The organism is Thalassotalea sp. SU-HH00458 (genome assembly GCF_040362795.1).
In the GTDB taxonomy this organism is placed as follows: Bacteria; Pseudomonadota; Gammaproteobacteria; order Enterobacterales; family Alteromonadaceae; genus Thalassotalea_H; species Thalassotalea_H castellviae.
Genome location: NZ_BAABWW010000002.1, coordinates 284,653 through 299,158 on the forward strand (window position 1 = coordinate 284,653; position 14,506 = coordinate 299,158).

A 14,506-nucleotide genomic window follows, 5' to 3' on the forward strand; every position below is an offset into this window, starting at 1 on the left:
AATCATGAATGACTTATGTGCCACGATTGCGGATGCAACATAATATCTATCCTAAAGATAAATAGAGCTAATTTATCTTGCAAAAAAGGATAGTATATTAGTTCAATTCGGTTTATATCACTACTTTGCTTTATAGTGTTTGATGATTTTCTGAATAGTTAATCACATCACGATAAATCAACCATTGCCCATCAGGTTGCATTTGCCAAACGACTAAGTAATTACCTAATATTTTTTCATTAGATTTTTCACCTTTTATGGTGACTTCCCAAACACCGACCTCTGTTGCCGTTCTATTGTCACGCTTTGTTCAACAGTTTTTAAAGTTATTGTTGCTGGACCTGCTGACATTTCAAGTTTGAGTTGTTTGGCTATGTCTTTACGGCCCTGAATTAATGCAAAACCATCATTTAGATATAATGCATCTTCTGTAAACATTTGGGATAACTGCTCAGCCTTACCTTCATTGAACAACGCTATGTATTTATTATTATTTGCTTCGATTGTTGCACTTAAATCATTGGCCCAAGCAAATGATGACATACTCATTAGTGCAACCAGACTGTAATAAGACAACTTTTTCATAATAAAACTTTATATTGTTAATGTATTGCAAACATTATTGCAAGCCTACAAGTTATGTAATGTAATTATTCACGTTCAAGCAATCTTCCAACGGAACGATTGAGTTTATTACAGACAACCAACTATGTAATAAGGTAAAACACGCTTAACAACAAAAAAGCCACTAATTGCTTAGTGGCTTTTTAATATTCAGTTTATCTTGCGATAAATGTTGTCCTTACATTGCGCTATTTAAAGCTATAACGCATGCCTAAGGTATATCGAGAGCCATATTGGCGAGCAAACAAGAACTGCTCTTCATAACGACCATAACCTTGCTCTGTTTCGTTATTTAGGTTTAACCCTTCAAAAAATACCGTGAAGTTTTCATCGATATCATAATTAATACTCATATCGACTTGACCAAACTCTTTAGCAAACTGAGGAGGGTTGTCAGACGACCCTTGCGCTTGTCCAACACCTATTAAGTATTCATCACGCCATGCGTATGTCACCTTGACCGACAATGCTTCTTTTTCATAAAACAATTGGAAGTTAGCGGAATCACTTAAGCCCGTTAATGGCGTTTGTGGTTCTAATTCAGACACTGAATCAACTTTCGTTATATCATCCACATCAAATTCGACATCACCATCAACAAAAGTAGCATTGGCGCCAAAACCAAAGCCGGTATCACCAAAAAAGTGTTGTATTGCCAATTCAAAACCATCGACAACTTTGTTATCTGGGGTATTGAATGGACGAGTAATATCCCATTGCATTAATGGATCATCACTTGCTGGTGTTAAATAACCTTGCTCATTTAATGTCGCGCCATTAAGCTGCATTTGAGCAAATATTTCATCGTTGGTTGGGTTACCGCCTAAATCAGCAACAGCTTGATTCCATCGAGCCCCTTGATAAATTTCACGCATATCTTCAATTGAAGTAGTGACAGTTTGGCTACTGATAAAATTCTCTACATCTTTTCTAAAATATCCAACAGCAGCATAACTACCTTCTGCGTAGTAATATTCTAATGAAAGATCGAAGTTGGTTGCTTCATATGGCAATAAGTTTGTATTACCTTCACCACCAATACGAGAATTAGGTCGAGTACTTGCCCCTAAAGATCTGCCACCGGCTAAAGCACCTAAAGGCGCACGAGTGATTGTTTTCCCCCAAGAAGCACGGGCTACAATGTCCTCGGTAATATCGACTTTAGCATCGAGCATAGGTAGAAAGACATCATGCTTACCTTCGAGAGATAAAATGGTGTTGTCACCTGACTGATATTGAGTATGCCATTCACTTCCCCCTTTCCACCACACTTCTGTAGGAATAGGTTGTAATACATTACTCGTGACATCAGTTTCTTCATATCTAAACCCAATATTGACTTGTACGGGAAAATCAGCAACTTCAAATTCCCAGAATGACGAAGCATAAATACTGGTGGTGTCTTCATCAACTGAGCCTTGAGAGAGTACACTGCCATCTCGATAAGGGTCAGTACTAAAATAATCATCCCCCAGTAAGTCACTATTTAAAAAAGCTTCTGAACGGGCAACGGCTTCATCAAAGTCAAAACTATAGTAATAACCCGCACCTATTGAATTATCACCATTGGAAAATTGATCCAAAAAGTCCTCGGTCGTGTTGTATTCAAACATACCGTCAGGGAAAGCCGCAGAATAATTCGGGTTAAATAAGAAACCACCAATTAAACCACTCCAGGCGCTAGAGCCGCCAATAGATTGCTCGGTACGAGCAAGGCCAACTTTAACCGAAATTAATGATGAGTCATTTGGGTTTTCCCAAGTGCCGTCTAGTTGTAATTGCTCTATTTCAGACTTGCCTGGGCTATGAATAAATTGACTAAAATGAGAATCCATTTCACCTGGCGATAAAGTGGTGGTGCCATTTTTCCAAAAAATTGTCCCTTGTGGAATATCTCCGGTTCTAAAATCATAATGTTTACTGACTAATTGATCTGAGCCAAACACTAACGAGCCTGTGCCATCCATGCCAGAATCTTTGCCGTTATCTGCTTTGTTTTCTGAATTGTGATAATCAAGTGATACCGATATATCGTCAGTTGCAGCCCACTCAATATTAAAACCAATGGATTCTTCATTTGTTTCAGTTGTGTCGCGATTAGCTGTGTATGAACCATCATTACCGGCTAGGTCAGCGAAGAGAACGGTACCATTTTCGTCTAGCTCATATGCTTTAATATTGCCACCGTAATCGTGCCATTGTCCCCAACTAATTCCGTTATTTCCCGTGATTGATTGGCCCATTGTGTAATCAAAAGTTAAAATAACACTGTCTATTGGCGCGTACTGAAACGTGACATTGGCATTGGTTCTTTCTCGTTCAACATCCGTTATGCCATAGCCCATATTTCTTGGAAAGAAAGCACCTGCGGCAGCATTGGCATCACGATTATCGATCACTTTGTCAGCATCTAACGTAGGTAACTGCGCGTTTGACTGATATTGCCAGCCTTGTATGCCCGCCCATTGTTGTTGAAAGTCTCGTTCTTGATGAGAAAAGGCGATGGAAAAACCTAATGTATCATCAGCATAGGTATTGCTATACATACCTGAAAATTCTGGTGTTAAATCATCGCCTTCAACATTTGATGAGTCGTAAATGCCTTTACCTGAAAGTACAAATTTCTCACCCGGACTTTGAAAAGGTTTCATGGTGACAATATTGACCGTTGCGCCTAAGCCGCCACTGGGATTTTCAGCTCGCGCTGTTTTATGTACTTCAAGTGAGCTGACACCATCTGAAGATAAGTTCTCTAAACTGTATGACCGCGAATTACCCGTACCTGGCATTTGACGGCCATTTAAGGTAATTAAGTTAAAGTCAGGGCCAAAACCACGAACCGTAATTTGACTACCTTCACCGTTAGAACGACTAACCGACACGCCCGTAATACGCTGTAATGATTCAGCAAGGTTAGTGTCAGGAAACTTACCCATATCTTCAGCTGAGATCACATCCATGACGCCAGAAGCACTTCTTTTTAATGCCATCGAGCGCGTTAAACTGCTCATGATGCCGGTAACTTCAATAATTTCTATTTCTGAGTTTGTTTCTTTATTGGTTAATTGTTCAGCTTCTGCCGCAGATAACTGGTGGGTTAATCCCGTTGCTAAAATGGCTGATATGCAAGTAGCTAAACGCTTTTTAGAGTATTTTGAATGTTTCATTTTAACCTACTTTCTTAAAATTAGTTTAATTAACGTCGGCTATACTCGCCGAACAGTTATTTTTAATTACGTGTTTACGGAGCTGTTATCGCAACATTATCTATACGATAGACAGCGCCATCACCCGTTCCCCAAGCAGGGAAAACCATCAATACATCTATCGCGCTAATATCTAAGCCGGCGTCAAACAGTGCTTGTAAAGAAAAGGTATAAGTTTGCCATTCACCAACCACAGGCGTTTGACCTTCTTGACTGGCAGATAATGCTAATTCAACAGCTGATGAGGCATCTCCGGCTTCAATTTTAAATAACCAGGTTGAACTTGAGTCGAGCGGAGCTGTAACGACTTTCATATCAAAGGTTACGGTGCCATTTTGTAACAATGAACTAGCGTCATAATAAACGTCGTCATTCGCTAAGAAACCCATAACGGTTGGCGCTGAGCCAATGACAAATTCGGCCACCATGCCATGGCTTGCATCGTCTTCTTCTTCGGTTGGCGTAGAGCCACCACAACAGTCCCAAATAGGCCATTGTTCATGTTGGGCATTATCGTAAATTGTTAATCCTTTTGGAGCTGGAACACTTGTTGGATCATAAATCATGACATTATCAAGACGGTAGGTTGCGCCATCGCCGGCTCCCCAAGCTGGGAATACCATCAGCACATCTATTTGACTAATATCTAAACCAGCATCAAAGAGTGACTGTAATGAATAAGTATAAGTTTGCCACTGACCAACAACCGGATCTGCGCCTTCTTGACTTGCCGATAGTGCTAGTTCAACGGCTGATGAGGCATCACCTGATTCAATTTTAAATAACCAAGCTGCGCTTGCATCAAATGGTGCGTTAACAACTTTCATTTCAAATTGCACAACACCGTTGGCTAATAATGCTGAAGCATCAATATAAACATCATCGTCTGCTAATAATCCCATTACCGTTGGTGATGCACCAATAACAAATTCTGCAGTTAAGCCATGTTCTGTATCATCGTTTTCAACTGTTGGAGTACTGCCACCACAACAATCCCAAATGCTCCATTGCTCTTTTGCTTGGTCATCAAATAATACAAATCCTTGGAAACCACTTGAAGCATTTGGATCATAGATTTTTACATTATCAACACGATAAACAGCGCCATCACCTGCGCCCCATGCTGGAAAAATCATCAAGACATCTAAGGCACTAACATCAAGCCCTGCATTTGCTAAGTCTGCTAAATTAAAAGTATAAGTTTGCCATTGGTCGGCGACTGGGCTTACCCCTTCAACACTATCCGATAAGGGTAATTCTACTGCCGATGCAGCATTATCTGCTTCTATTTTGAATATCCAAGCTGCACTTGCGTCAGTTGGCATAGCGGTGACTTTCATTTCAAATTGCACAACGCCATTTGCTAGAATGCTAGTCGCATCAAAAGGGGCAGGCGTGCTGGTATTCTCTTCACGTGAAATAAAGCCCATTACCGTTGGATTTGCACCAATTGAAAATTCTGCGACGTTGCCGTGCTCATCATCATCCATTTCTACCGTTGGTGTAGAGCCGCCACAACAATCCCACATAGGCCAACTTGTGTTTTCATTATCACTAAAGATAGTTAGTTCAGGAGCGGCACCCACATCACCTTCAATCGATAAATTGCTAATTTGGAAGACGGCTCCTTCACCGGCGCCCCAATCAGGGAATACCATTACAACATCAATAGCACTTAAATCTAATCCTTTGTCTGCGAACGCTGATAATGGAAAGGTATAAGTTTGCCATTGACCAACAACAGGGTTAACACCTTCAAGGCTTTCATTTAATTTAAAATCAGCTGCGGTGCTTGCTTCATTACTTTCTACCTTAATATTCCACTGTGCATTTGCTGCCGGCGCGGTAATTAATTTCATGTCAAAAGTAATAACACCATTTAAATCTACTAGTGGTGAAGCGTCAAAAGGTGTTCCTTGACCATTAGGATCAGTGATAAATTCTTCTCTTGAAATAAAACCGACTACTGTTGGGGTTGCGCCAATGACAAATTCAACAACCTCTCCTTTTTCAGCGTCAGTAATCATGCTTGGCGTTGAACCTCCACAACAATCCCATGCTGGCCAATTAGGGTTTAAAGTCCCTGAAAAAATAGTTAGGTTTTTTGCTTCACCTGTTGAAGGTGGAGTAGGGACAGGTGCTTTACCTTCAACTAGGGCATCTTCTAGATCATCGTAACCAGCTCTAACTGTTTCACAACCTTTGCCTGTATCTGGGTTTTGTTGACATTGATAAACACGGATATAATCAATTTCAAAAGTTTGTCCATCAGCAAATGCACTTGCATCAATCCCTAGGTTATTGGTATTTTCAGCCCAATCACCGCCAACAGCGTTGTTTAAAATCATATAAAATTGTTGATCGTATGGTGCATTATCCCAATGAGTCGTTAACTCACCGGTTGTTTGATCAAAGTATTCTGCAAACCAACCTTTGTGCGCTAAGCCAACAGCTTCATCTTTACTGTTGTAACGAACTTCAGATTTACGTTGTGTTGCATATAAATAATCATCTACATACCAACGAATTTCACCTTCTTGCCATTCAATGGCATAAACATGGAAATCGTCAGCAGGGTTAATGCCATCAGGTAAACTATAAGATTTACCTGAGTGAGAATTATTTGGCCATTCTTTACCGTAATGTAACGTACCGTGAACGTTATTTTCTTCAACGCCTTCATCGTTCACTGTTTTTAAGTTCACTGTTTCGAGGATGTCAATTTCGCCTGACTTTGGCCAGCCGCCATAAACTTCATCTGTTGGCATCATCCAAAACGCAGGAAAACTTCCTTGGCCATAAGGCATTTTCGCTTTTATTTCAAAACGACCATATTTAAAATCTGCTTTATTTTTGCTGATCATTCGAGCCGAGGTATAAGGTAATTCAGCACCTTCTGCCGCAGGTAACGCAACTAATTTCAGCGTACCATCACTAACATAAGAATTTTCAGCGTTTTCGGTATAACATTGTTTTTCATTATTACCGCCACCCCAACAATTGACTTCATGGGTCCAGTTTTGAGTATCTATGGCTTCACCATCAAATTCGTCACTCCAAACCATTTGCCAATCGCTGACAGGTTGTTGTGGATCTATTTTACTTGAATCAGTTTCAGTTTGAGCACCACCACATCCTAGTAACGACATTGTCGATACTAAGATAAACAATGGTGTAAAACTTTTTGAAATTTTTATCATTATGTCTCCCCCGGTTAATCTAAGCACTTTTTGTTATTTTTGGAAGCGCTTCCAGTTTTACCTAAAAAAATAGCCGCTAGTTTCTGGAAGCGCTTTCGTAAATTATGTTAGTTTTATATTTAGGTCAAGTATAAACTGCCAAAAACCGCAATTATATTAGAGCTTATACTCTTAATTGAACGTGTAAAATTTTAGTATCTACTTAATTATTATTGCTTTACTTGTCTGTTTTTACTCCTCTTCGAATAGAGCAAATCAAAAGAGAAAAGAAAAGCAATGACTCTGATAACTTTTAGGATCACAAAGTCACTAATTTTAGCTACTTTGTGACGTTAACATTCAAGAAAATACTGCTACGATGTGCTTTGCTGTAGCGCATGATGGATCTTGTCAACTTTATCATTGTCGAGCGTATACCAGCGCATTACAAACGCAACTAATACAGAGCCTAAAGCGGCGAATAAAGTGAATGAGATTAAGATGCCATGCTTTGTCGTCTCACTTTGTTCCATGTCCGCTTGATAACCATAAAAGGCTAATAACCAGCCTGCTAATGCCCCTCCTATAGCTACGCCAAGTTTGATAAAGAACACAACCGCAGAATATACCATTCCGGTTATTCGAACTCCGGTTTTCCAATGGCCATAATCAATGGTATCTGCCATTTTAGCCCAAAGTAGTGGTGTTGCCATTTGCAAAAAGAAACTCCACAGAAAAAATAGGCTTAATGCGAGGGTGATTTGATGGGAACTTACAAAATAACTGATCACACATATGAAAGCTGCAATGGATTGTAAAGCGATATAGGCTTTAATTTTACAAAATTTCTTTGCGACCGTTTGTGATAATGCACAACCTAAAATACTGCCGATCATGCCTAACGTCATAAATGGGGTGATTAAATCAACTCGAACTAAATAGTATTTTACGTAATAGACAGCTAAAGTACCTCGAAGTACTTGACCACTAAGTAGTAGGAGTCCGGCTAAACACAGAATGCGCCATTGATCATTTTGCCACAAGCAGATCAAATCCTGCTTAAAGGTTGAGTTTTGTTGCGGCGGGGGGCTAATGCGTTCTTTGGTTCCTGCAAAACACAGTAAAAATAAAACGACCCCTAAAGCACTCATCGCTATCATAGTATATTGATAACCTAATGCTTTATCTCCCTCACCAAAATATTCAACTAACGGCATAGTACCAGCTGCCACTATTAAGCCGCCAAGCATGCCAAAAACAAAACGATAAGATTGAACTGAAACTCGTTCTTTCGGATCCGCCGTTAATACTCCCCCAAGCGCAGAATAGGGGATGTTTATAGCGGTATAGACAATCATTAGTAAAGAGTAAGTTGCAAACGCGTAGATGATTTTACCATTATCTGAAAGATCAAAAATGGTAAAAGCTAATATGCTGATCAAACCGAAAGGCAAAGCTAACCAGAGCAGGTAAGGCCTAAATTGTCCCCACTTGGTTTTTGTCCTATCAGCCATTGCTCCCATTAAAGGGTCAGTTATCGCATCAAATATTCGAACAATTAAAAAAAGCGTTCCGACTAATGCCGGCGAAAGACCAACCACATCTGTATAGTAAATCAGTAAAAACATCATCACAGTTTGAAAAATGATATTACTAGCGGTATCACCTAAGCCGTACGCTATTTTTTCTTTCATTCTAAGCATGTTACTTTCTCTTATTTTGATGCTTTTAAAGTGATAATGGCATTATTGGCGTTGTTGAATAAAATCTCGATAAGCATAGCCACTGGCTTTTATGGTTCTTTTTTGACTGTGATAATCCACATAGACAATCCCAAATCGTTTTAAGTAACCTTCAGCCCATTCAAAATTATCCATCAAACTCCAAGCAAAATAACCTTTTATATCAACGCCTTGCTCGATTGCTTGATGGACTGCATTTAAATGACTGTGATAATAGCTAACTCTAGTCTCATCGTTTACTTCGTTATCAATCAATTCATCAGGCATTGCTGCACCATTTTCGGTGATATATATCTCTGGTAAGTCATATCGGTTATTAAGATCGACTAATAAATCGGTAAAACCTTGCGGATAAACTTCCCATCCCATATCAGTTAAAGGTACATCATCTAAATTGATTTGCGAAAATATTTCTTGATTATCAGCTTGGTATACTGCTCTGGTATAATAATTTACCCCTAAAAAGTCAATGGGATGAGCGATTATCTGGAGATCACCTACTTGAATTTCTGGTTGTGCAATTGCAGGTAAACTTGCCAGAATATCGGGATATTGAGCGTCAATAATCGGCTTGATATACCATTGATTAAAGTAATCATCGGCGTACTTTGCAGCTGCAATATCATCGGTATGGTTAGTATTGGGGTAACAAGGCGTGAAATTTAACACAATACCATTTTGTGTGTTTGGACTAAGTTTGGTTAATGATTGCATGGCTAAGCCATGGGCAAGTAATAGGTGGTGTGCCGCTTTTTTCCCGTATTCTTTGCCTTTAATTCCTGGTGCATGAATGCCAATTTCGTAACCTAGATAAGCGCTACAAAAGGGTTCGTTTAACGTTGCGTAAGAATAAACACGATCGCCAAAAGCTTTAATAACCAGTTCGGCGTATTCTTTGAATTTATAAGCGGTTGCTCTGTTGAGCCAGCCGCCTTCGTCTTCTAAATACTGAGGTAAGTCCCAATGGTAAAGCGTTACAAATGCTTTGATATTTTTCGTTTGTAACGCATCAAGCAATTTTATATAGAAGTCGAGACCGTCTTGATTAGGGCTACCATCTTGATTCATCACTCTGCCCCAAGAAATAGATAAACGATAAGCATCAACGCCTAAAGCACTTATCATCTCAATATCTTGTTGCCAAAGATGGTAATGATCACAAGCAATTTCACCATGCGATTTATCTGCAATAGCATTTTCCTTGCGACAAAAAGTATCCCAGATACAAGGTAAACGGTGATCAGCACCGCCTTCTATTTGGAAAGAAGCAGTGGCAACGCCTAACGTGAATTGTTTCGACAGTAAACGCGAATTTTTAGGTAGAGTAATTTTCATAGTAGGCTTTATTATTAATATAATCGATTATTGGTAGCGCTTCCAAAGTAACGAGCTTGTTTTCTGGAAGCGCTTTCAATCTAGCTTGGTTAAGTTAAAAGGTCAACACCTTTCAAAAGAATAAGAACGTTTCTTAATGGGACAATGCATGATTTTTTAATTTTTTCGTTATATCATCAAATGAATATGTACTGATCATTAACAGCTAAAGATACTCTTTCCATGGCATTAGCGGGCAAAAATCAAGTAGTTACACGTTATAAGCTTTCAATAATAGGCGTGTTTATCGCAATAATGCTCGTAGCATTAATATTGGCAAGTTTTCGATATTATGGTGAATTACGCTCTATGGAGCAAAATGAGCTAACTGACTTAATTAGTCAAACCAATGATATAAATCGTCAATTTAATCAGGCAGCAAGTTCAGTGCAAGCGATCCAAGATTATGCCAATCATACTATTAACTTTCCCGAAGAAGTGCCGTTGAAATTGCCTTTGTTTGTGCAAGAAAATGAGCGATTTTATTTACAAAAATCTCGTCACGATATTCTTAAATATCGACAAGAACTGAGTGTAAATATAACGGGAATTGGCAATATCAATGAGATAAAAGACACATTTGAGAATGAATTAGCGATGGCTCATTCTTTAACTCCTGCGTTTATGGCGGCGCAAAATGCCATCGAAACAGCTAATTGGTTTTATTATGTTTCTGAGAACCAATTTGTCAGCATTTACCCTTGGGTAAATAGAAATAATTGGCAATATTCTAATAATTTGATTGAAAATGAACATGTACAAAGATTAAGAAACACCACTAGCAATTTTGACGGATTGCTTTGGTCAGCACCTTACATTGGTACCTCAAGCAAAAGTTTGTATACCGCGGTAGGGGGGCCGGTATTTTTTCAGGATAAATATATCGGTGCAGTGATTATCAATATCGATTTATCAAGACTTCATCAAAAAGTCCTGTTAGACATTAAAGAAAATGAAACCTATGTTCTTATTAATAATAAAGGACAAGTTTTATTGAATCGCTCGAAACATGGAGAGCCGCTTAAAAAGCAAGTTTCCTGGAAAAATACCCTACCTAAGCCATTAGCTAATTTGACGCTCGAAAATATTCACAACTTACCTGCATCTTCTCAGTTTCACGCTTTACTTGTTCAAAAAGCCGAGCTAGCGATTGATGGTTGGATATTATTAAAATATCAACCTTTTCAAGCGTTTACTAATCCAATCTTTGAAAGGTTTATGGGTTTGTTTTTCTTATTGTTTTTTGGCCAAATAGTGTTGTTAGCTGTGGTCTATACCGTGACGAGTAAAACCTTTATTAAACCTACTCAGCAATTTATTAGTCATATTGCTTATAGTGCAAAAGGTGATCATGGCAAAATTAAACCGCCTAGTGGTTGGCTACATTGGTTTAATTTAGTAGGAGATATTTTCAGTCAAAACAGAAGCTTAATGCAGCAGCTCAAAGAGCAAAATAATATTTTAGACAGTAAAGTAAATGATAAGACACAAGCGCTGCTAGAAAAAAGTAAACAACATCAGCATGATTATGCCATTTTGCATTCGGTGATGGATGCGATCCCAGATTATTTAATTTTCAATGATCCCCATGGATTATTAATTGGTTGTAATTTAGCGTTTGAAACTTTTATAGGAAAAAAAGAACACGCTATTTTAGGTCGTCAAGCAGGGGAATTAATTCCTAATGAGCTAGGTACTGCCTTATTAGAAGCCGCAAATAAAAGCAAAACGCAGACTAAGCATGCTCAAGGTATTTTTCAGGTAATTGAAACGGTTGATAATACGTATGAATTATTTACTTCTGAGTTTTTTGATCAAGAACAACAAGTGCTTGGCACCATCATTATTATTCGAGACGTAACGGAACAATATGCTATTAATGCTGCGTTAGCGGCAGCTAAAGAACAAGCAGAATTAGCTAACCAAACGAAGAGTCAGTTTTTGGCGAATATGAGTCATGAAATTAGAACTCCGATCAATGCGATTCAAGGCATGCATTCGTTACTCGAAAAAACGCCTATTTCTAATCAACAACGCAAACACTTAGCTAGTGCTCAAAATGCTTCCGGAGCATTATTGCATTTAATTGATGAGTTACTCGATTTAGCTAAAATTGAATCGGGCAATATGTCGATTATGAAAGCAGAATGCAGCTTAGACCGCATTGTTAGTCAAGCGATTAACTTAAATATTGGCAATGCGAATAATAAAGGCATCGAGCTTATCGTTACAATTGAGTCAAATGTACCTGTGATAGCCATCACCGATGAAATGCGTTTAGTACAAGTACTTAGTAACTTATTGAATAACGCAATAAAATTCACTCATGAGGGGAGCGTTACAATTCACTTAGCAGTGATCGCTATTAGTGATATTGATACTTTAGTGAGGTTTCGCATAATCGATACGGGCATAGGAATAGCTAAAGAAAAACAAAGTCATTTATTTGAAGCATTTATGCAGGCAGATGAATCGATGACACGCGAATATGGTGGCTCAGGACTCGGTTTATCCATTTGTCAGCGTATTATTAATTTGCTAGGTGGAGAAATTAAAATTATTAGTGAAGAAGGCGTAGGAACTGAGTTTAACTTTGTCTTACCCCTGAAAATTAATAATGATAACCCTTATGCGAAATATAATAAAAATGTACAAATATTTTGTTTAGATTATCAATTGCCGGCATCGTTTAATGCGCTTATTGAAGATTATGAATTTCAATATCATCTATTATCATCCCCTGATGATATTAATCATTACTCAGCATTAAAACTGAACATATTGTTTATTGATGCGAATGTAGTAGATGAACACTTATGTAATGTACTTGTTGAGCAGCTTTGTCATACTGAAACACTTAACTCACGGGAAAAAAAGACACAAGATCAAGACAAAGAAAAACAATGTATGTTGGCGGTTTGTCTACCCGATCAGAGCCAAGATTACAGTGTCTCGTTTGAATACTTAGATAAATACCAATTACCTTATATAGTCTGTGAAGCGCCGCTGTCACGTAATGATTTATTTAATGTTATTGATTCGAGCTCAGGCGCTAATCGTCAAAAAGTCGAACCTATTCAACATGGCAGTCCCACTGAAAATCTCACTGAGGTACCGCCGCAAAATTTAGCGAATGTAAGAATTTTAATAGTGGAAGATAACCTAGTAAATCAATTGGTTGCTAAAGAATTATTAAAGAGCATGCAAGCTGAAATCACTGTGGTTGAAAACGGTCAATTGGCGATAGAAAGCCTTGAAAAATCATCCTTTGATGTTGTGCTAATGGATATACAAATGCCGGTAATGGATGGTTTAACGGCAACTAAAATCGTGCGTAAAAACGAAAAATTTAAAGACTTACCCATTATTGCAATGACGGCACATGCGCGCCAAGAAGATATCGAAAATAGTTTAGCCGCAGGCATGAACTTACATATTGCCAAACCTGTGAACGCTGAATTACTGTTAAGTAGTATATTAAAAGTGTTAAAGAAAGCCTAATGACTTACTCTTTCTCTTAACGTTTATGCTCATTAAACTATCGGGAACATAGTGCCAGCCCACAATTGATTGGTTGTATCGAAGACAGGCTAATAAGCTAGGGTGAGTGACCTATTACCATGATTATTTGGGTTGTGTTGAAATTTGCTCGGTAATTTTTTCAAGTTTCCTAAAAGTCTCGTTTAATGTTGCACGTTCTTGAGAGTTTAATACTGACAGTATCTCTTGCTCTCGTGCTTTTACCAGAGGGGCCAGTTGATTAAAGAGTGTTTGACCTTTTTCGGTGAGTGTCAATAAAGTTGAACGTTTATCTTTAGTATTACTCACTTTTTCTAAGAGTTTGCTCTGGACTAACTTTTTAATTGCTCGACTGGTTGGCATTTTTTCAAGATTGGTTTTATTTCCTATTTCTTTTGCATTGAGTGAACTTTCATTCGCTAGAATAGCTAAGACACGCCACTCTTGTTTCGATAAATTAAATTCTCCTAGGTATATTTCAGCAATTGAATCACTGATCATCGCTTGTAATTTTGCTAATTGATAAGGAAAAAATTGCGTCAAATTAAGTAGGTTATTCATAGCTGAACATCAGTTATAGGCGTGAATCGATTTTGATAATGGTTATGATTATATCGGTTGTGATTGGGCAAGCAACTTGTATGGATAAATAGTTATTGGCACTTTGGCTGTCTAGGCTAAAAAAAGGCAAAAAAAACAGGCCTGGGAGAGCATGGCCTGTTTTTAAATTCGAGTTATCTAGTTAACGTGTTTAAGTTAAATTGTTCACTTAAATCGGTTAAATGAATAATGTAAGCTCATTATAACTCGTGTTATTAAGCTTTGTGGTCAAACAAAGCTGTAATAAGTTTAGCAGAGATTT

7 protein-coding genes are annotated in these 14,506 nt (G+C 38.2%); 1 reads left to right on the plus strand and 6 read right to left on the minus strand.

All coding sequences use genetic code 11. From position 1 onward, the window contains the following. Positions 1-255 precede the first annotated feature (255 nt). The 5 genes from ABXH06_RS04240 to ABXH06_RS04260 form a co-directional block, all read right to left on the minus strand. A complete protein-coding gene (locus ABXH06_RS04240) occupies positions 256-585 on the minus strand; it encodes a YybH family protein (protein WP_353517396.1) in 330 nt (109 codons plus the stop codon). 227 nt (positions 586-812) lie between these two features. Beyond that, positions 813-3,791, minus strand: coding sequence for a TonB-dependent receptor (locus ABXH06_RS04245; protein ID WP_353517397.1), 2,979 nt, complete (start codon positions 3,789-3,791; stop codon positions 813-815). Between the two features lie 74 nt (positions 3,792-3,865). Continuing rightward, the gene (locus ABXH06_RS04250; RefSeq protein ID WP_503012482.1) at positions 3,866-7,030 is read right to left on the minus strand and encodes a family 16 glycosylhydrolase; all 3,165 of its coding nucleotides are present in this window, start codon (positions 7,028-7,030) and stop codon (positions 3,866-3,868) included. Positions 7,031-7,383: 353 nt separating this feature from the next. Further along, complete coding sequence (locus ABXH06_RS04255) at positions 7,384-8,712, minus strand: glycoside-pentoside-hexuronide (GPH):cation symporter (protein WP_353517398.1); 1,329 nt, start codon at positions 8,710-8,712, stop codon at positions 7,384-7,386. A 42-nt stretch (positions 8,713-8,754) separates the two neighbouring features. Then, positions 8,755-10,086 carry a GH1 family beta-glucosidase gene (locus tag ABXH06_RS04260; RefSeq protein ID WP_353517399.1) on the minus strand — a complete coding sequence of 444 codons (1,332 nt, stop codon included), beginning with the start codon at positions 10,084-10,086 and terminating at the stop codon, positions 8,755-8,757. A gap of 222 nt (positions 10,087-10,308) precedes the next feature. Between ABXH06_RS04260 and ABXH06_RS04265 the strand changes: the two genes are divergently transcribed. Continuing rightward, positions 10,309-13,626, plus strand: a complete 3,318-nt coding sequence (locus ABXH06_RS04265; RefSeq protein WP_353517400.1) for an ATP-binding protein — start codon at positions 10,309-10,311, stop codon at positions 13,624-13,626. Positions 13,627-13,749: 123 nt separating this feature from the next. Here the strand turns inward: ABXH06_RS04265 and ABXH06_RS04270 are convergent, their stop codons facing one another. Then, positions 13,750-14,205 carry a MarR family winged helix-turn-helix transcriptional regulator gene (locus ABXH06_RS04270; RefSeq protein WP_311579337.1) on the minus strand — a complete coding sequence of 152 codons (456 nt, stop codon included), beginning with the start codon at positions 14,203-14,205 and terminating at the stop codon, positions 13,750-13,752. Positions 14,206-14,506 lie beyond the last annotated feature (301 nt).

What these genes read in the sequence shown, in the direction of transcription:
- ABXH06_RS04240 (WP_353517396.1), bottom strand. Translation starts at nt 585, where the DNA reads ATGAAAAAGTTGTCTTATTACAGTCTGGTTGCACTAATGAGTATGTCA.
- ABXH06_RS04245 (WP_353517397.1), bottom strand. Translation starts at nt 3,791, where the DNA reads ATGAAACATTCAAAATACTCTAAAAAGCGTTTAGCTACTTGCATATCA.
- ABXH06_RS04250 (WP_503012482.1), bottom strand. Translation starts at nt 7,030, where the DNA reads ATGATAAAAATTTCAAAAAGTTTTACACCATTGTTTATCTTAGTATCG.
- ABXH06_RS04255 (WP_353517398.1), bottom strand. Translation starts at nt 8,712, where the DNA reads ATGCTTAGAATGAAAGAAAAAATAGCGTACGGCTTAGGTGATACCGCT.
- ABXH06_RS04260 (WP_353517399.1), bottom strand. Translation starts at nt 10,086, where the DNA reads ATGAAAATTACTCTACCTAAAAATTCGCGTTTACTGTCGAAACAATTC.
- ABXH06_RS04265 (WP_353517400.1), top strand. Translation starts at nt 10,309, where the DNA reads ATGGCATTAGCGGGCAAAAATCAAGTAGTTACACGTTATAAGCTTTCA.
- ABXH06_RS04270 (WP_311579337.1), bottom strand. Translation starts at nt 14,205, where the DNA reads ATGAATAACCTACTTAATTTGACGCAATTTTTTCCTTATCAATTAGCA.